The following is a 20,002-nucleotide window of genomic DNA, read 5'->3' as shown; positions in this document are numbered from 1 at the left end:
ATGAAAAATCAAACAGAGCCAATTAAAAGAATTTTTTTTGACGAGACAGTTACTGATGAAAGTAAAAAGACTTGCAAAATTCCGCTCAGATAGACAGGTAACGCTGTTCCGAACGTATCAAGTAGATCGACCGGAATACCTTTGGGGAGAAAGCCAGTTAGAGCGCAATACTCAGCGCTATTACGAGTATCAACAAAACGTAATTTCTTACAAAGAGCAGCCTGCTCGCTATGAGTATATTGATGATAAAGGCGTGAGACGTTGGTACACACCAGATTTAGAAATCATCACCGCTCAAGGTAGTGAACTTCGAGAAACCAAACCGGCACTTTTTACGCGTTCTGCACGCGCTAAAGCACGATTTAATCACTTAAGCGCCCTTTTTGATGAAGTGAAAGGTACCAAAATTTCTTACATCACAGATGAACAAGTTTACGCCGGACACACCACTGAAAATCTTAAAAAAATCCACCACTTTCGTCGCTTAAATATCTCGAAAATTAACTTGAGTGACTTATTTAAAGCCCTTGGCAAAACGACGTCTTTTGGCGAGCTTAAGGCCTACATTCAATCCATTGAACTACAAACAAAATACGCATTTTCATTGCTAGGGCATCAAGTTTTTATTTTTGATTATCAACTAGTCCTTAATGAACAAACCATTTTAACGGCAACAGGAGAATAATGATGAACCAAGCACTCGCATTAGCAACAGGACAAGACGTTAAACTTGGCGGTCGTCAAGGTACGATTAAACATATCGACAATGAAGTTATCTTGATCAAATTTGGTGATAAAAGCTTTGAAAACTTTGCCCCGCATGAGATTTATCAAGCTGCCAATGATGGCTGTTTTCATATGATTGAAAAGCCGATTGATATTCGATGCATCGTGGAATTGACAGAGAAGCAACAGCTTGAGTGTGACCGCAGAAGTGCTTATTGCGACGCTTTTTTGGCCTTTAAAGAGCTACACCCTACTAAAGGGTTATCTAACGGCTTAGTCAATAAAGTCTACGACAAAATACAAGAAACACACCCTACAAAACCATCAGTGAAAACAGTCTATGCCTGGTACAGACTTTGGCTAAATGACGGTCGCGATATGGCGTTACAAGTGGTACATGGCAACAGTCAAGATCAGCGAATGCCACCGGAAGTTAAAGAGCTCATGGGCAAGATAGTTAGACGTTACTACTTAAAGCCTAGCAGACCCACAATTAATTCTGCATATGAACACTTTAAGCGTGCTTTCAAAGGAAAAGGACGCGCTTTTGCTGACTTTAAAATGCCGAGCAAATCCACTTTTTCCCGATTTATTCAGCGATTATCAAAATACGAAGTCGATTGTGCTCGGTATGGCAAAAAACACGCAGACAGAGAAAACCGTATAGCAAGCAAAGCGTACAACGTCACTATGCCGCTTGAATTAGCTGAATGTGATGCCGCTGATTTTAATATTGGTTTGTTAAATGACGATGGTACATATGCAGGGAAAGTGGTTATTTTTGCGATTATCGATGTTGCGACACGCGCTTGTCTTGGATATACCGTTCAAGTTGCTAAAAAACCCGCCGAATCAGCGGCACTTGTCATTCATTCTTTGTCACATTCAATGCGCATAAAACCGGATCCTTTAAGGTACCCAATGGGGGGTATCGCAATGACTTATGTCTTTGATAATGGGCCTGGATTTCGTGCGGAAATGACTCGAAAGTTCATGAACGCTATTGGCTCAGATGTCACTTATTGTCGTTCTCGTCATCCTGAAGAAAAGCCGCATGTAGAACGAATGTATCGTACTTGGCGTAAAAAATTCTTTTCTAAGCTATCAGGTTATCTTGGTAAACGTGACAAAGAAGTCGTTCCAGAACACACGCTCAAACAAGCCGCGACGTTGACCGTAACAGAGTTTATTGAGCTTTTTGATGCTTATATCCAAGATGAATATCACCATACGCCAAATCGCGGCATCAATAACTACACCCCTTATCAGATGTGGCAAAAACATGCTCATCTTGATGAAGTCATGACCATTGGTGATTTTGACGACCGCCTAAAAATTAGAGGCAGTTTGAAGAAACTAACTTGTACCTCTACACATGGCGTATCTCACAGGGGCCAACGCTTTCACAGTGAAGAATTAAAAATGGTATTTAACCAAGCTGTTTGTAATACCAAGAAAAGCTCTTTGCCGATGGAAGTCATGATTGATGATTTCGATGCTTCGGCCATCACCGTCGTGTTACCTGACGGCCAACTTATCGAAGTGCCCAATGTTAGGGGCATTGAACGGGACATTAGTTTTACAAAGCTCAGCTCACACATGCTTAACGTCAACGAAGAAGACTTACCTGTGAGTAAAACCGTTCAACAAATTAAGAATGAAATTAAGCAAAAACGCGCCAATGGCACCTTGGTACCAAGTGACTCCCTAGTGCGCGAAAACGAAATATCACAAAACACACAAACTGACATGGAGACTGACTTTGAGCAGCACACAACAATCACCGATGAAGAACGCGAATCCGCAACTGGCTTTGGCTTGGAATAACGAGGAGACAAATACTATGGCTAAACTGCTACCCAATGACTCACCTAAACTGCTTGATGAGACACATGCATTTTTGGCGCAAAAAATGAGAACACCTGATATTGAAATCGTCAGGAGAGCATTTGATGCTTGCCGCGCAACTCGTCATACAAGTTGCATTCAAGGCATGTATCTTACGGGTGAGTCAGGCGCTGGTAAATCGCACATAGCAAGAGGCTACGCTGAATTATCGCCACCTTATCAAACAGAATTACAAAAAATAGTGCCTATTCTGTACGTTAACTTGCCAGAGAAATCGACATCTAAAGCCATGATACAGCGACTTTATCGAAAGCTTACGGGGCTGAAGCGAATTACTGGCAGTGAAGAGGAAATTCAATCACGACTAATTTCTCGCCTTATAACCTGCCAGACCGAGTTAATTATCATCGATGAAGCTCAGCATTTAGTTCGAGAAACATCGAGCGTAAGCGCTCAACATGCTGCTGATGCAATTAAAGCACTCATGGATGATGAAGACGGCGCTGGAATTCCAGTCATTTGTGTCGGTATCGATTCAGCGGCTGAGTTGTTGACTGGCAAAGCTAAGTTTAAAGCGGAAAAGCAGTTGCAGCGCCGCAACAGAAAGCTTCACCGTATCACATCATATGCAGTGGGTACCGCCAACTGGCAAAGTTTAATTGAGATGTATCAGCAAGCGTTAGGCTGCAAAGCAAACCTTTGCACAGACAACATGCTTAAACGATTGCACATTGCCACTAAAGGCCTATTCGGTAACTTAACACCGTTATTTAAAGAAGCTATAGAAATTGCAGGCTCAAGACATGCTATTACCCAAAAAACACTGGCAAGTGCATTTGAGGTATTTCAGCCTAAAAACAAGCTAGGTTTCAACCCATTCGATACCACAATGTCAACCATCGAAATGGCAATTACCACACAACTAATTTCTCACAATAAGGATGCCGCATAATGACGTTAATGACCGAACTTTATCCTATAGAGAATGAAAGCATTCGCAGCTTTCTTATTCGCTTAGCTGTAGCCAATGATTATGAGCTTAGTAATCGCATTTTCAGAGAGTTTCAGGATACAAAAGCGATAAACATGACAAGCACTGAGGATAGCCTCGTGACATTTGCCTGTCAGCTTACAAACACCTGCACGGTAGAATCATTTGCACCGGTTCAGCAAAGTACTCATGAGGGCGGTAAGCAATTAGGGCATAATGCAATAACGCAGCGCACCCCCCAAGTGTGCCCTGATTGCATGATACAACAAAGTCATACGGACGCTCATTGGCAACTCTATCCAATCACACATTGTCACAAGCACCACAAAGGCCTGATTTCACATTGCCCTTGCTGTGGAGAGGCACTGCGCTGGGATGAGGATTTATTAAATTTTGGATGTAGTCATTGCGATACCCCATGGCATGAAATCGCGGCAATTATGCCGCAAGGGAAAGTACCGAATTTTATTGAACATTTTCATGGGTTATCTGGCGATAAACGAGCTGACTACCTAGAAGACTTGTTAACTGCCGCTATGCGAGCGTTACGTCCATATGACTCCGTGCATCATGGTATCAAACAACTCCCTCATCTTAATCTGGATTGGGAAAAACTATGTAGCCAAGGATATGCGCTACTAACGGATAAAAGCTTCATTGAACAGTGGTGCCAGTCATTGATTGACCAAAGACAAACATACGCCGTTATCAGCTCAGGCGCTGTCTTTTACCCTTTAAAGACCATGCAGGAAACACTGAAACTACAATGGTTAGTGCACGCATTTAATCCAACGCTGGCTAATACGAGCCCTACAAACAACCTATTGATGTGTCATGACATTACTCCATGCAATGCAAGAAATAAGGCAGTCAGCAGCCTAAATCAAGTTGAGGCGAACCAGCAACTTATTCATCACATTGACCAAAATGCCTTTGCTCACTTATTAGGCGGCGATGTAACACTGGCGAGAGCACTGTTTAAGGTGCCTTCTATATCATCCGTCACACCTGTTGGTCGAGGTCGATATAGCTTTATTGATATTCGTGACTTTATCGAACAAACGAAAGCTCAGTGCGTCGCTAAGTCATATGAAACGGTAAAGCTTGAGCAGGTAAGCGACTTGCTTGATGTTTACATGTTAAGTCCGGAAGAAATTGTGGTAGAAATATACCAATACAAGCTTCCTATTTTTATCGATAGAGCAGCTGAAAAATTGCTAGACGCCATAATGATAAGTGAAGACGTATTGATGAATCATTTAGAAACAGTCCACCTTCAGAGCTCAAGCGTTATTTCACTGACAAGAGCGTCAAGTATCTTAAAGCTGCCACGTCATCGAGTTAAACGACTCGGGGCTATAGGGTTGCTAAAAGAGGTAACAGTTAAACCATTTACTCACGATTATACCGGTGCATCTGTAGCCGCTTTTTTAACAAACTATATCTGTATTGAGCAGTGGGCGAGTCAGCATCACCTTTCAGAGCAAAAAGTAATTAATACGCTTCAAGTGAAAGGCGTACTTGCAGCAATGTCACCGTTTATCTATCTCAGAACTCCTGTATTGGAAAATATACTGCACGAGCAAACAAACTATGCTTGGCAGATTCAAGAACAGCTAGAGCTCTTCCTAGAAGCCGCGTAATCCAGACCTTAATTGGAGTATTAAAATGAAAAATGATGATTTAGCAACAATACTTGCTCGCCACCCTAAAATACATTCATCTCTTTTGGAGGTATTTAAAAAAGAGGACGTTGCTCTTCGTTGGCTAAAGTCACCTCGTATTCAACTAGGCAATAAAGCCCCTATCGATGTTTTGGCAGACGATGAGTCTGCCGTAGAAGATCTATTGTATCGGATAAAAACAGGAGATTTTTCTTGAGTTATTGTTATCGAAAATCAATCTAATAATACTAAAAACAGATAGCTATGTTACTTGCACAACACCTACAAAACTATGCCGAGAGCAAGTACTTAAATATTATCAACCATACTCATTTCCGTATGCAAGACTGTTACGTTTTCACAGCTAACCGCCTTCTTGCGGAGCTTAACAAATATGGCCGTTGCAACGATTTGAAAGTCGAAATCATTACTATCGAATATGACAATAAAACAGGCATACCCACCTTTATACTATTGGCAAATCACAACCTTAAATTTTTACTCAATAAATACGAACTAGAGTTTACAAGCAATTATTCAGAATAGTTTTTTAACCGTCTTGACCATTATCCTGCGGTAATTATTATTTAGCCATAAGGGGCTGCTAATAGCGAACTACGGACATTTAGCGTAGGTATACAAGTATCTAGGTTACTTAGTGTCAATTTAGATGTCTATTAATCACACATCTAAACTAATCCTTAATAAACATATCAACAATTTCCCGAATTGTCTCAAAGATGTTTGGCAGGCTTGTTCTCTGCTTTCTCCACCTGATAAAGAACAAAAATGACGGCTCTAACACGAATATAGTTTGATCTCTTTTACTCCACTCTAATAATCTAAAACCGTTATTTTCTTGAAACTTTTGTAAAGCTGATAACGTACTATTGATTGACGCTGCGGGTGGGGTTTTACCCTCTTCCAAAGAAAGTTCTTGTATCCTTGAATCTATTTCTTCACGGCTTAATTCAAACTTCAGTGGATCTAAAGTAAATATCATTAATATGATTTCATAAGTATTGAATTTTCTTGCTTTCTTACGTGGCCCTTTTGTTAATCTTAAATACCATGAGTCAAACTGTTTGTATCGACTGATTGCCACGTTGTGTAGAGCTTTAAATGCGCATTGCCTAGTAAATTCAATTACAGTGCCATGTTTAAAATGCTCGATACGTTTATCAATAAATAATTGAGCACAAGCTTGTTGAGTGATTATAGGTAACCCTGAAGACTCTTTTGCAATTAAATTTAATACACTTACAGATGGCGCTATTTTAAGTTTCTGAAACCCCTTAATAGATATCTTTTTTAGATCATCAGTAGACCACCTTTTTAAATCAATTTGTTGAATTCTCCCAACCAAATCTGAATTTGCATGTGCTAGATCTACGCCGTGATGAGTCGTTCCGACAACAATAACAGATACCTCATGATCTGTGAAAGTCTTCCATTGTTGGAATATATGTTCTTGAACTTTTTCAGTGAGGTAATGAAAATCTTCAACAACCAATATAGCATTAGAATTCTGTAGGAGCGGAACTAAGTGTGAAGGGGAAGGTTTAGCTAAAATTTTTTCTCGAATCTCTATTTCTGATTTAGTGTTCTTAATGCCTAGTTTCGCTTCACCGATAAGGCCAGCTAGCCAAGGCCAACCTATGCTACCTCCAATTTTCGCTTCACCTGACGATTCCGTAGCATCGCCTTTTTGAACTTCTTTAAGCCGACTAAAATCAACTTCTTCTAGGAGTCGAGCCCAAAATTCTTCTGAATTAACAGTTCCATCACACCTAACTACTAAAGGTACTTTATCTATTGATTTTAGTACTTTACGATATAAAGTAGTTTTACCAGTTTTAGAGGAGCCTGTAATAAGGCAAAGCGTTCCTTTTTCTTTTATGCTTTGGCGAAGTGAAAATTCATGCTTTCCATCATCTTGGGCTACGTAAGTGTTACTGGGTACACTTTGTCCGTTAAATATGTCGCTTATGTCGTACGTGTTAGCCAATATTTACTCCGTTAAAAATCAGTAATTTAGTAAAAAAAGTGCACTAAAGATTATGCTCTAATAAAAATAATACAGAATTAAATGTAAATTAAAAAGACAATAATAGAACTGTTTTGTTTAAAAGTAGGTCAAAAGTTGGTTATTCCCACTCCTTTTAACTTTGTAAATAGTATCACAGAATAAGTGACGTGATAAATAACAAAAACCCTAAAAAACAACACCTTAAGAGCAACCCAAGAGTTGTATTATCGGTTGTTTTTTGTTTCCAAACTTAATGATTCACAATCAGGGTTCACCGTCCGCTATTGGCACTTTACCGAGATTTATTCGTTTATTTTTAAACCATAGATAAGTTATGCTGACATTAATGAAAATAATAAGTTTATATCGTTAACAATGAAGCAGATATATAAAATAACATACTTGGCAACTAACAAAATTTATATAGGTAAACTTGCCTATGAGAGTTTTAGATATTTCGGTAGTCCATCAAAAAAAGTAGTTGATGAAGATTTTAGAAAACTACCTATCGAACAGCAAAAAGACTATTCAGTACGAAAAGAAATATTGTGGGAGTCAGCCACTTGCACAGACTCTGAATTGTCGGATAAAGAGGTTGAATATATAAAAATGTATCAATCTAATAACCCAAGTATAGGCTATAACAGGTGGCCAAAATTTAATGATAATTGTTAATGACGAAAGTCGCCTTATGGCACGAGGCAGAAATGGGCTGTATGCGATATCAAGCCCCTTATAAATCATCTATATTAACTTCTATTTCTTCTTGATCTACCCTTTGAGAAACAATGTTTGCTAACTCGTAATCTTCGATTAATTGCGTAATTATAACAAGCTCTTCTCCTTCAGGAGTGTTAGGTTCCGCAACGTCCCACAGCTTATCTACACGCTTGAGTGCATTTTCTAAGTCTTGTTTTGAGTTAATTGATTTTATCGATCTGATAGTCATAACATACATATTTTCGGAAAGATCAGAATAAATTACTCAAAATCTTTGGGGTTAAGTTCTTCTACACGACATAAATAGCCGTGAGCTTTAATTTCTTCATCATTTAAAGATTGATCTGAAAACTTTTCAAGCTTAATCGAGCGTTTATCTTTCATAAGTGTACATTGCAAAATGTCACCAATTTTTAATTTGTTTTCTTCATTGAAATCTTCGTCAGGGGGCAAAGGAATAGCCCCGTTTTTACCAACAGTTACAATCATAATTTAACCTATGTTTACAGCGTGTCGATTCAACGTTTAGCTTTAATTATACTTCAATTTCTTGAATTTCTCCTTATGGCACGAAACAGTCATTATAGGATCATTAGGCGGGAATGATATTGGTGCCTAGCAACGGAGCGGATGCTAGGTATAAGCGCAGCAGACAAAATACATAACAAAATAATTCCTACTCATTTCTTAATTCCCAATCTTGTGAATCAAAACATGCTGTTTTTTGATTCACAAGGTAGAAGTTTATGAATCACTTTTTAGCTAGATACAATGCCATTAACTACTCTTAAATACATTTAAGGCGTAAATACTTATTGTATGAGAATGGAAGATCACGTGTTAAGAATGGGAAAGCGAGATAGCAGCTAATCAAGCAGCAAACTATAGCTTTTAACTTTATTCAAAATGTAAAAGTAACCGTTTTACACAAAAAGACTCACTTACCTCATAACATCTTTTATATTTGAAAAAACCTCCTTTTATTAGAAGAAAGAACATGCCAATATATCAGGCAAGAGATACTGTGACTTTGTGTTATAAATTTTCTGATAATTTTTGGAATTTTTTATAATTTTCTTACCGCTACTGACGCAATAATCTTTACCATTTTTTCAAAATTTGGCTACAGCGCAAGAACTACCATACAAGAATTCTCATAATTTCTGACGATCCACACATTACATAAATATAACATCATTGTATAAACTCAAATATTTTAGAGTAAACACTTTACTTTTATAGAGTGGATACTCTATAATCAGTTTTGTTCCTAGCGAACACCTGTTGTAAAAATTTTATATTCTAGCTTTCCCCAAAGCTATCAAGCCGAAGATGATTCATCTTCGGTTTTTTTTTGCCTAAAAATGACTGTTTAAATTTCCTTAATAATTACAGCGTTTACCCGTAAAATTACAATAATGCTAAAATTTGACTACGGTAAGGGATGATAGGTTTGTTTGAAAAGGAGTTTCTCTATTGAGTAACCTCAGCTTTGCATAAGCAATGCGTTTATAGCATTGATATTATACAAACCTGAGTTTAAGTAGTACTTAATAGAGCATCGTGATTTATGCTTCAATCAGTTTTTCTGGGTCCATCCATTGGCAAATCACTTGGGTTGCTTGATCAACACCTGTTTTTTTCAATGACGAAAAGGCTTGCACCTTAATGTCGCCGCCAAGGGGTTGTAGGGTTTTCTTAACTTTTAATACTTCTGCGCTCGCCTTTCCTTGAGATAACTTATCTGATTTGGTTAACAACGCTAATACAGGTAGTTCACTGTCTACCGCCCATTCAATTAGATCACGATCTAAGTCTTTTAGTGGGTGGCGAATATCCATTAATACCACCAAGCCTTGTAAGCTTTCACGCTTTTCTAGGTATTCACCTAACGCTTTTTGCCACTTTTTTTTCATTTCGAGCGGTACTTTTGCAAAACCATACCCTGGTAAATCTACAAGTCGTAACTGTTCTTCAACTTCAAACACGTTAATTAATTGAGTGCGACCTGGCGTTTTACTGATACGTGCTAAACTTTTCTGGCGTGTTAACGTGTTTAATGCGCTTGATTTACCTGCATTAGAACGCCCTGCAAACGCAACTTCAATACCGGTATCTTCTGGAAGTTTTCGAATATCAGGCGCACTGATCACAAAGGATGCTTTATTTAAATTAACTGCAAAAGTAGACAAAACCGTTTCCATCTTTAATCTTTAGTAATGGGCCTATTATATCTGTTTTTGAAAAAAATTAGTGAAAACCTTACTTTTTTTAGCGTTTTTTTCTCACACAGGCTTAAAAAGCCTTTGGTTTCGTGTAAAATGCCGCGATAATTAAAAAACTAACAACGATGCTTGATTGGCTATGAATCAAGCGCAATATGAAACAGAGAGCAATCCATGAAAAACGTTTTATTTTCAATGGTCATCGGGTTGGGCATGATGGCTCAGGCTTATGCCTTTGCGGGTGACGCCCAATCAGGAAAAACAAAAGCAGCTGTTTGTGCAGCTTGTCATGGTAGTAACGGTATGGGTACCGCAGACAGCTACCCAAACTTAGCGGGTCAGCACGCTGATTATATCGTGAAACAGTTAAAAGCGTTTAAGGCTGGTGATCGTAACGATCAATTAATGTCACCAATGGCAGCAAATTTATCTGAGCAAGACATGGCTGATTTAGCCGCGTATTATTCAGCCTTTGGCATAGACGGCTCTGCTCCTGCAGGGGGAGGTGATGAAAGCACAACCCAAACAGCAGCTGCTCCAGTACCGGAATATCAACCAAATGCTAGTGCCGGTAAAGCCTTATATGAGCATGGTGATGCAGAACGTGGTATTACAGCATGTATCACTTGTCATGGTAAAGACGGTAACAGCAAAGTGTTGATTAACCCTAACTTATCTAATCAGCACCCTGAATACATTGAAAAGCAATTAAAAAACTTCAAAGACAATGCGCGTCATAACGCGTCAATGAATCAAGTGACAGCAAACTTATCTACCGAAGATATTGCTAACCTAGGCGCTTATTTTGCAGACACTGCTGCGGTAGGTGAAGTAAAAGCGTCTACAGGTAAAGTAGCCGTCAAATCATTTGTTGGTGATGCAAAATTAGGTAAAGAAAAATCTGCAACGTGTATTGCTTGTCATAATGCAGACGGTAACTCAACTAATGCAATGTATCCTTCAATTGCTGGACAAGGTGAAGCTTACCTTTACAAACAGTTGAAAGAATTTAAATCAGGCGTTCGTGATAACGCAATTATGGCCGGTATGGTTGGCGCGTTAAGTGAAGAAGATATGCAAAACGTTGCTGCATATTACGCTTCACAAAAGTTAAAGCCTGTTGCAGGCGATGCAGATGCTTTTGGTAAAGAGCTTTACGTTGGCGGTGATGCTGAGCGAGGCATTACAGCCTGTATCGCGTGCCACTCTGTCAATGGTGGTGGTATGGACAGTGCTAGCTTCCCTGCTGTTGGCGGCCAGCATCCGGGCTATTTAAAAGCCCAGCTTCAAGCCTTCCGTTCTGGTACTCGTGCTAACGATAAAAACGGCATGATGCAAGATATTGCCAGCAAGCTTTCTGATGCAGATATATCAGCACTTGCTAATTATATGTCTACATTAAAATAATAATTAACATCTCTTAAAAAGCAGCGTCATCGCTGCTTTTTTTATGTTCAAAATAAGTTGCGATTATATCAGGATCACATAAACTAAAATTACTTCCAATTTTACAAAGGGTTATATCAATGACAGCGTCGCTACCAACGGATACCTTAGCTGCCTGTCAACGCTGCGATACCTTGGTAAATCTTCCCAAGCTCTCAAACCACCAAAAGGCGCTTTGCCCCTGTTGTAATACGGTGTTACATTCCCCTAAAAAGCACACCCTTGATAAAACATTCGCTATTTCATTTGCAGGATTATTATTATTAATACCCGCTACTGTCATGCCGTTAATGGGCATATATGCCGCAGGTCAGTATAACCAAGCGTCATTATTTACATGTATTGTTTTATTAGCGAATGAAGGTTTTTATTTTATTGCCTTTTGTGTCTTTATTTTTGCCATTGCTGTACCTGCTGTTCGTTTATTCACAGCGTTTTATTTAACTTTTTGTTTGAAGTATACGAGCAAAAAACCTCACTTGATCGTGTTTTTCCGCTCTTATCATCTACTGAATAACTGGGCAATGATTCATGTATTTTTTCTAGGGATCATCGTGTCATTATATAAATTAGTGGATATTGCAGATATTGCTATTGGCACGGGTATTACCAGTATCATTCTATTGTTGATGTGTTCAACCATGCTATCCATCACGTTAGACCATCGATTTATATGGCAACAGCTGGAGCAAATCAATGACTAGAACAGCACTTTCGAATGGTTTAGGCAGTTGTCCTAGGTGCCAAAAAATTAATAAAATGCACAGTGAAAAACAACAATGTTCTCGCTGTGCTCATTGGTTTTACAGTCGTAAACCAAACAGCTTACAACACACCCTAGCGTGGACAGTGACTTCTTTAGTCTTATTTATACCTGCCAATATCTACCCCATGATGACACTCCATACCTTTGGCAAGACAGAGGCGTCAACTATTTTACAAGGTATTGCAACGTTCATTCAAACAGGGCATTACCCTATCGCGTTCATTATTTTTATGGCTAGCTTTATTATTCCGTTAGGGAAAATTATTGGATTATTTTTTCTGGTTTATCACGTTAAACATCGCAGCAATATGAGCCTGAAAAGGCAAAGCCATTTATTTCATATCGTTGAAAATATTGGTCCGTGGTCAATGCTTGATGTATTTGTCGTCGTAGTGATGGCGTCTGTGGTGAATTTAGGTTTTATCAGTAATATTGAAGTTTCTTTAGGGGCAAGTTACTTTGCCTTAATGGTTATCGCAACGCTGATGGCAGCACATAGCTTTGATTCTAGATTGCTATGGGACAACAACAATAAAAAAGAGCAAACACATGAGTAATAAACAACACCATCCGCTTGACGCAATTATATCATCAAAAGAAAGCGTTTCTGCTGTTTGGTTGGTACCAATTATTGCGTTGCTATTTGGTGCGTGGCTAATTGTAAAAGCGGTGTATGAACGAGGCGTTTATATCACCGTACAATTTAATCAAGCAAGCGGCATTGTCGTTGGTAAAACAGAAGTAAGATATAAAGGTTTACCGATAGGTGTTGTCAAACAAGTAGAAGTCACTGATGATCTACAAAGTTTATTAGTACAAATTGAAATGGTAGCGAGTAGTGAAGAATTACTCACTGACAATACAACGTTTTGGTATGTCACTGCTGATGTGTCATTTCAAGGTGTTACTGGGTTAGATACTTTAATATCAGGTAGTTACATAAATGTTCAACCCGATTTAGAGCACAGGGGGAACCCTAGCAGGTTTTTTGTCGCATTAAATGAAGCGCCAGAACTCGATAAATCTACCCCTGGTTTACACATTACTTTGAAAACCAATACTCTTGGGTCAATTAACACCAACTCACCGGTTAGCTTTAAGCAAATTCCCGTTGGCCATGTGTCAGGCGTGCAGTATAACGTTGACGATGCTACCGTCGACATTTCAGTGTTTATTAAGCCTGAGCATGCCTATTTGGTAAAAGAAAACTCTATTTTTTGGAACGCTAGCGGATTCGAATTTACCGGTTCTTTAACCTCAGGCATTAACATTAAAACCGAATCAGTAGGTTCCATTATATCGGGTGGTGTTGCCTTTGATGATCCTAAATTTTCAACACCGTTGCCCTCCGCAAAATCAGGTCATGAATTTACTTTGCATCCTGACTTTCAAACCGCCGAAATGGGGCATGAAATTACCTTAAAGCTTGATTGGGACACCGGTATAGATAAAGGAGCTTTAATTGAGTATCAAGGACTGACCTTAGGGGTCATAGAATCATTTAGTAAAATTGACCCAACGTCTCGTAAAATTACAGCTATCGCGAAAGTGAGCCCTCGTGTTGTTCCTTATTTAACAAGCGACTCGCAGTTTTATACCGTTACCCCAGAATTAGATTTAGGCGGGGTGACCAATTTACGCACATTACTAAAAGGTTCACATCTTAGTTTACGACCATCATTAAAAGGGGAGCCTCAAACACAATTCAATGTGTATGCACATAAGCCAGCTTATGATTATGACGAGCCAGGCTTACATATTATGTTAACCGCTAGCGATGTTGAATCTTTAAAAATAGGTACCAATATTTACTATAAAAAACAGCCTGTTGGTACCGTTCAAGCCATTGAAAATAAAACCTCTGAACAGGTAATTGTGCATATTCATATTAAAGAACAATATAAACAATACGTTAAAAGTAACACTCGCTTTTGGAATACCAGTGGCGTAAGAATAAAGGCAGGAATACAAGGTGTAGACGTTAAAGCACATTCATTACAGTCTATTTTAGCCGGTGGTATCGCTTTTGATACGCACGAAACCGTTAATGCTAAATCAGTGAATAATGGTGATCTATTCCCATTACTTTCATCGAGAAAAATCGCGAAACAATCATTGCCCCTAACACTGTTAGTTGCTGACGCTAAAGGTATAAAACGTTCAACACGTATTATTCATCGCGGCAACGTTATTGGTTCAGTTCACGCTATTCATCATAAACAAGATCATCACGAACTCGTTGTCGGGCTGTTACCAGAATTTGACTATTTATTGAAAGAATCTACAAAATTTTGGTTGGTAGATCCGCGGTTAACTCTCTCTGGCGTTACTGATACAGAAGCATTTTTCGGAGGAAGCTATATAGCGATATTGGCGGGAAAAGGAGCATTTAAACAACGCTTTCATATGTATCAAAAACCACCCGCTAAAGAACTACATGCCAGTGGGTTACAGCTCACATTAATGAGTGAAAACGGTGCTAGTCTTGTACCAGGGAGCCCAGTAACGTATAAAGGTATTTCAGTTGGTCAAATAGACAGTGTAGATCTCAATAAAAATGGCGATAGTACATTAATTACCATTACTATTGATGAAACTAACCAACATTTAGTTAATCAATTTTCCCGGTTTTATGTTTCCAGTGGCATTTCATTAACAACTGATTTAACCAGTGTTTCATTACAAGCAGAGTCTGCCGAAACAATTTTACGTGGAGGGTTGAGTTTTTATAACCCAAAAGAAGGTGCAGCTCCGTTAACGAAAGAAGGCGAAAAATTCACGTTATTTTCCAGTCGTCACAAAGCCAAAGTAGCCGGCCAGGCAATTAGCATAAAATTTACCAATATTGCCGGCATTAAAGCTGGACTAAGTATTAAGTTTCATCAACAAACCATTGGTTCAATTTCTTATGTTGACTTTATTAATCAAGAGCAAGGAGCCATTGCATATGGCTATTTAACCGATTACGGCAAGCGATTCGCGGTGGAAGGCTCAAGCTTTTATTTTGATGAAGCCAGTATTGGCCTCACCGGTAATAAACACATAAGTTCAGCACTACAGGGTGGCTTTATTGGTGTATCTCCAGGCAAAGGTAAGGCTAAAACGCATTTTATTGCTGCCAATTCCGCTCCTGCAACTAAAGCACTTCCTTTTGGCTTAAATTTAACCTTAACGGCTAATTCACTCGGGTCGATTCGAGTTGGTAACCCTGTGCTTTATAAACAAGTAGCTGTTGGCAGCGTTATTGGTATCGATCTAGCAAATAATGCAGACAAGGTTAATATTTATATTAATATTACCGATCGATATACCCCCTTAGTTACCCCTGAATCCAAATTTTGGAACACAAGTGGCTTTAGCCTTGAAGCGGGTCTTTTTTCGGGCGTTAATGTTGAGTCAGAATCATTAGAATCACTCATGTCTGGCGGTATTGCATTTGCAACCCCAAAGAGAATGTCGGCTGAACAGTTGGTTTTGCCAACTGTCTTTGATCTTTATCAATCCGTTGAGCCCAAATGGCAAACTTGGTCACCTAGAATCCCATTAGCGCCACAGTAGTAAATTTGTACTCGAAAGTTCAATACGTCCTAGTATTGATCTTCATCATTTAGTAAAACCTGGTATTTTTTAGTGAAAAAATTAACACTTTTATTAACTAAAATTAAAAAAACATTACTATTCAACGATATAAATATTGGAATATTAGTTGCTTAGATCACAAGAATCGATAATAAAAAATATAATATTATGACAACACAATCCCACGATTTATCACCAGTACATGCGCAACAACGGATCAATTTATTAGATTATTTAAGGGGTTTTGCGCTTATTGGCATCCTCTTTATGAATGTTGAATGGTTCAATCGGCCTGATGTTGATTTATTACAATTTGACTTTACACAAACCGGCGGAAACTGGGCAGCAAGCTGGCTCGTGAAAGTGTTTATCGAAGGAAAGTTTTATAAATTATTTTCTTTATTATTTGGTATGGGCTTCGCCGTTATGCTCATTAGAGCACAAGAAGTTGGTCGACCTTTTGGCGCTTGGTTTACTCGTCGAATGATAGTCCTTTTCGTTATTGGCATGTGCCACTTAGTGTTTCTTTGGGGTGGCGATATTTTACATGATTATGCCGTCGCTGGGTTGATGTTATTAGGCTTTGTATTTATATTACGCTGGAAAAAATTATCACGTTTTAATACCCCCACAGCCTTTGCAAAAACTGGATTCACGCTTATTTTACTGCCCTTTATCATATTAACTTTTGTTGGGATCGGATATGGCGTAACTCACGATAACCAAAAAACGTCAGCCTCTTGGCAAGAAAAGAGCGAAGTCATCGCGCAAGTTGAACAACGTATACTTACCGCACAAAGTGTAGGAGAGTTTTTATTAACATCAGCCGAGTATAAAGCGTTAAACGAAAACTCAAATAAGCAAGATGAAACTAAAAAGAGCGAAGCTCTTACTAAAATCCCCGAACAAGAGCAAACTAGCGATCACACTGAAAATTCAGACCTTGATCAACACACAGAAGAATCAACACCTGAAGAGCGTATTGAAAAAAGTGTCAATAAACAATATGAAAGCAAGCAAAAACGCCATTATCGTTCAGTTGAAGAGGAGCGCATATTTACAGAAGGCGATTATTGGCAAGCAACCCAACACCGGTGGGAAAAGGCGATTCGAGCATTAGGCAATACTCCATTCTTTGCACTCTTTATTTGTTTACCTTTATTTATGGTAGGTTATTGGTTGATCGCAAGTGAACGATTAAAACACCCAGAAAAACATCAGTCTTTTTTCAACACTTTATGCTACGGCGGGCTTTTCTTTGGATTAATATTAAGCGTATCAGGAGTTTACCTTAATTTACATCCAGCAACTAAAGCGGCACCTGAATTACAAGCTGTCGGTAATAACCTGTTTTTCCTTGGTCAATTTGTATTGTGTGCTGGCTATGTGGGTTTATTCGTTAAAGTACATCAAAAACGTTGGTTTACACGTGCGTTTTCTTGGTTGTCACCGTTAGGTAAAATGGCGCTAACAAATTATATAAGTCACTCTATTATTTTTACTACGATTTTCTATGGCTATGCTGGTGGTATGTTTGGCCAAATAGATCGCACGCAACAAATGCTTTTTGTAGTCGTCGTCATCATCTTCCAAGTGATTGTTAGTTTAATTTGGCTATCATACTTCAGGTTTGGACCACTTGAATGGTTATGGCGCAGCGCAACATATTTAAAACTTCAACCCATGAAACGCTAACCGCCATGTCTTTAACTAGGTTGCAAGCAACGTTGTAACCTAGTAACTGTTTTTTGGTAATCGTCAGCTTCTGTTATTGCGGTAACCACCGCAACGGCATCTACGCCCGTTTGCCAAACTTGTTCAGCATTCAAATGGTTTATACCACCAATAGCCACTACCGGAATATTGTCTGCGATAGTGAGTATATGGCTTAAATTATCAATGCCTTGAATTTGTCCTGTCATGTTCTTCGTTTTCGTCGGGAAAATAGCACCAATCGCTAAATATGAAGGGTTAAGTTGTTTAGCAAGAATAAACTCATAACAACCATGGGTACTAATGCCCAATCGAAGCCCTGCTTGGTTAATAGCAAATAAATCAGCATCGAGCAGATCTTCTTGACCTATATGAACCCCATAAGCCCCATGTTTGATCGCCAATTGCCAATGATCGTTAATAAACAATCTTGTTTTATAATGCTTGCTCAACGCTACGGCCTGCATGATGAATGCATCTAATTCTTCATCAGATAGATTTTTTAACCGAAGTTGTATGATTTCTAAACCTAATGGCAGTAATTTTTTTAACCACTCTACAGAGTCAACCACAGGGTATAACCCGAGTGATTGTTCCCCTTGAAAACTGCCAATAGCAGGGAATGGTGCTAAATCATGGTATTGTTGATTAAGGACAGATTCAACCGATGGAAATGCCGATGATACAAGCTTATTCATTTTTGGCTGATCAAATGCACCATATTGTTCAAGCTTATTTTCTTGTGCTTTCAGCCCCTGATGTATATACGTTTTTGTTAAGGTAAACGCATCTCTTAATAAGTAACCTTGTGCGATATATGATGCAATTGCCATGGCAAAACTACAACCACCGCCATGACTGAAATGCGTATTAACCCGAGATGAAGACAACCGAAACACCTGATCTTTCAAGCTATCATAGGCTAGGTCAGTCACCTTGTCTGACTCGCTATGGCCGCCTTTAATGATGGTAGTTTTAGCACCATATTGGCAAAGCCTTCGCGCTAATAAATTTTCATCATTAATCGTTGATTGAGTCAGCATTTTAGCTTCATCAAGGTTAGGTGTTACGATATCAATATACGGTAATATATCGCGAAAATGCGAAAATTGTAGCGTGGTTAACTTACCACCAACACTTGCGCTACCGACTGGATCAAATACCACAATTAACGTGGGATTTTCTTTTTTTAAGGCCATTAATATCGTAATCAACCATTGCACTTGATCAATTGTCGCAATTAAGCCTATTTTAATCACCGCAGGCTTTTTATCTTCTTTTAGTGCATCTACTTGTTCAGAAAGTAGAGATATATTTACTGGATTAATCGAATACAACTGTTGAGAATTTTGCACGGTATTGGCAGTGATCAGGTGACAAGTTTCAACGTTTAGGCTATGGCCTGTTTTAATATCTGCAGCAATGCCTGCCCCTCCGGAACAGTCTGCTCCAGAAATGGTCCAAACAATTGGTTTATCAGAACCCGTCATTTTGTTGCTCCATGATGGTGCCAAAAGGGCGTATCTAATGTAGGCGTACTAGGGTGTGCTGTTTGTCTTTCAGGCATAAGCCCCGCAACGTATGCTTTTTCACCTGACGCTACTGCCAATGAAAACGCTTGCGCCATTGCCACGGGGTTATCTGCCAATGCGATAGCAGAATTTAATAACACACCGTCGTAGCCCATTTCCATGGCTAAACACGCATCTGAAGGTTTACCTATTCCTGCATCTAAAATTAACGTGGCATTTGGTAATCTTAAGCGTATGGTTTCGAGGTTATAAGGGTTCATTAACCCTTTACCCGTACCAATAGGTGACGCCCAAGGCATGATCACCTGACAACCTAAATCATACAATCGCTGGCATAACACCAAATCATCAGTGCAATAGGGTAGCACTTTAAACCCATCAGCGATTAGTTGCTCTGTAGCCACTAGCAATTCAATCGCATCTGGTTGTAAGTTGTAGTCATCACCAATGACTTCAAGCTTTATCCAATCGGTCGCGAATATTTCTCTGCTCATTTTTGCAAGGGTGACCGCTTCTTTTGCCGATTTGCATCCCGCCGTATTCGGTAATAAAAAACCTTGTTTAACGTTAACGATCTCTTGGATATATCGCCAAATTTGTTCACCGCCCATGGCATTAGGGTTTTGCCTTTTTAATGAAAGCGTCACCACTTGTGAGTCACTGGCTAGAATCGCTTTTTTCATGATCTCAGGTGAGGGGTATAATGCGCTGCCAATTAATAGTCGACTGGATAAGGCTTGGCCATAGATAGAAAACGACATGA

Annotated in this window: 17 protein-coding genes; 11 read left to right on the top strand and 6 right to left on the bottom strand. The window is 39.0% G+C overall.

What is annotated here, in order from left to right:
- Positions 1 to 55: 55 nt before the first annotated feature.
- The 5 genes from BI291_RS15140 to BI291_RS15120 are packed head-to-tail and all read left to right on the top strand — an operon-like array spanning position 56 to position 5,446.
- Complete coding sequence (locus BI291_RS15140) at positions 56 to 685, top strand: hypothetical protein (protein WP_074499608.1); 630 nt, start codon at positions 56 to 58, stop codon at positions 683 to 685.
- On the top strand, positions 685 to 2,553 hold the full coding sequence (locus BI291_RS15135; RefSeq protein WP_083602099.1) for a DNA-binding domain-containing protein: 1,869 nt from the start codon (positions 685 to 687) through the stop codon (positions 2,551 to 2,553). The genes BI291_RS15140 and BI291_RS15135 overlap by 1 nt, the downstream gene beginning before the upstream one ends.
- Positions 2,554 to 2,569: 16 nt before the next feature.
- Positions 2,570 to 3,526, top strand: a complete 957-nt coding sequence (locus BI291_RS15130; RefSeq protein ID WP_074499606.1) for a TniB family NTP-binding protein — start codon at positions 2,570 to 2,572, stop codon at positions 3,524 to 3,526.
- Positions 3,526 to 5,208, top strand: coding sequence for a TniQ family protein (locus tag BI291_RS15125; RefSeq protein ID WP_074499605.1), 1,683 nt, complete (start codon positions 3,526 to 3,528; stop codon positions 5,206 to 5,208). The genes BI291_RS15130 and BI291_RS15125 overlap by 1 nt, the downstream gene beginning before the upstream one ends.
- 25 nt (positions 5,209 to 5,233) lie before the next feature.
- A complete protein-coding gene (locus BI291_RS15120) occupies positions 5,234 to 5,446 on the top strand; it encodes an MbcA/ParS/Xre antitoxin family protein (RefSeq protein ID WP_074499604.1) in 213 nt (70 codons plus the stop codon).
- A 477-nt stretch (positions 5,447 to 5,923) separates the two neighbouring features.
- Here BI291_RS15120 and BI291_RS15110 read toward each other — a convergent pair whose 3' ends face one another.
- Entirely contained in the window at positions 5,924 to 7,237 is a 1,314-nt protein-coding gene (locus BI291_RS15110) for an AAA family ATPase (protein WP_217693842.1), read from the bottom strand.
- A 423-nt stretch (positions 7,238 to 7,660) separates the two neighbouring features.
- Here BI291_RS15110 and BI291_RS15105 point away from each other — a divergent pair, with 423 nt between their 5' ends.
- On the top strand, positions 7,661 to 7,933 hold the full coding sequence (locus BI291_RS15105) for a hypothetical protein (RefSeq protein ID WP_217693841.1): 273 nt from the start codon (positions 7,661 to 7,663) through the stop codon (positions 7,931 to 7,933).
- Between the two features lie 58 nt (positions 7,934 to 7,991).
- On the opposite strand, the gene BI291_RS15100 is transcribed toward BI291_RS15105, so the two are convergent.
- The 3 genes from BI291_RS15100 to yihA form a co-directional block, all read right to left on the bottom strand.
- Positions 7,992 to 8,207 carry a hypothetical protein gene (locus tag BI291_RS15100; RefSeq protein ID WP_139302635.1) on the bottom strand — a complete coding sequence of 72 codons (216 nt, stop codon included), beginning with the start codon at positions 8,205 to 8,207 and terminating at the stop codon, positions 7,992 to 7,994.
- Positions 8,208 to 8,239: 32 nt separating this feature from the next.
- Positions 8,240 to 8,467: a hypothetical protein gene (locus tag BI291_RS15095; protein ID WP_074499600.1), complete on the bottom strand. Its 228-nt coding sequence runs from the start codon at positions 8,465 to 8,467 to the stop codon at positions 8,240 to 8,242.
- 1,079 nt (positions 8,468 to 9,546) lie between these two features.
- Positions 9,547 to 10,182, bottom strand: a complete 636-nt coding sequence (yihA, locus tag BI291_RS15090) for a ribosome biogenesis GTP-binding protein YihA/YsxC (protein ID WP_074499599.1) — start codon at positions 10,180 to 10,182, stop codon at positions 9,547 to 9,549.
- A gap of 195 nt (positions 10,183 to 10,377) precedes the next feature.
- Between yihA and BI291_RS18340 the strand changes: the two genes are divergently transcribed.
- The 5 genes from BI291_RS18340 to BI291_RS18225 all read left to right on the top strand — a co-directional run bounded on the left by BI291_RS18340 (position 10,378) and on the right by BI291_RS18225 (position 17,689).
- Entirely contained in the window at positions 10,378 to 11,610 is a 1,233-nt protein-coding gene (locus tag BI291_RS18340; protein ID WP_074499598.1) for a cytochrome c, read from the top strand.
- Between the two features lie 119 nt (positions 11,611 to 11,729).
- Positions 11,730 to 12,353, top strand: a complete 624-nt coding sequence (locus tag BI291_RS15080) for a paraquat-inducible protein A (RefSeq protein ID WP_074499597.1) — start codon at positions 11,730 to 11,732, stop codon at positions 12,351 to 12,353.
- On the top strand, positions 12,346 to 12,972 hold the full coding sequence (locus tag BI291_RS15075) for a paraquat-inducible protein A (RefSeq protein ID WP_074499596.1): 627 nt from the start codon (positions 12,346 to 12,348) through the stop codon (positions 12,970 to 12,972). The genes BI291_RS15080 and BI291_RS15075 overlap by 8 nt, the downstream gene beginning before the upstream one ends.
- Positions 12,965 to 15,973 (top strand): PqiB family protein, encoded by a 3,009-nt coding sequence (locus tag BI291_RS15070; RefSeq protein ID WP_074499595.1) that lies wholly within the window; start codon positions 12,965 to 12,967, stop codon positions 15,971 to 15,973. Before BI291_RS15075 ends, BI291_RS15070 begins: the two co-directional genes overlap by 8 nt.
- 189 nt (positions 15,974 to 16,162) lie before the next feature.
- Positions 16,163 to 17,689 (top strand): DUF418 domain-containing protein, encoded by a 1,527-nt coding sequence (locus tag BI291_RS18225; protein ID WP_083602095.1) that lies wholly within the window; start codon positions 16,163 to 16,165, stop codon positions 17,687 to 17,689.
- An 11-nt stretch (positions 17,690 to 17,700) separates the two neighbouring features.
- Here the strand turns inward: BI291_RS18225 and thiE are convergent, their stop codons facing one another.
- Both thiE and BI291_RS15055 read right to left on the bottom strand, forming a co-directional pair.
- Positions 17,701 to 19,197 (bottom strand): thiamine phosphate synthase, encoded by a 1,497-nt coding sequence (thiE, locus tag BI291_RS15060; protein WP_074499594.1) that lies wholly within the window; start codon positions 19,195 to 19,197, stop codon positions 17,701 to 17,703.
- Positions 19,194 to 20,000 carry a thiazole synthase gene (locus BI291_RS15055; RefSeq protein WP_074499593.1) on the bottom strand — a complete coding sequence of 269 codons (807 nt, stop codon included), beginning with the start codon at positions 19,998 to 20,000 and terminating at the stop codon, positions 19,194 to 19,196. The genes thiE and BI291_RS15055 overlap by 4 nt, the downstream gene beginning before the upstream one ends.
- Between the last annotated feature and the right edge of the window lie 2 nt (positions 20,001 to 20,002).

This window comes from Thalassotalea sp. PP2-459 (genome assembly GCF_001913705.1).
GTDB classification, from domain to species: Bacteria; Pseudomonadota; Gammaproteobacteria; order Enterobacterales; family Alteromonadaceae; genus Thalassotalea_C; species Thalassotalea_C hakodatensis.
Note: the sequence above shows the minus strand (reverse complement) of the source record. Positions and strands in the feature narration are given on the sequence as shown.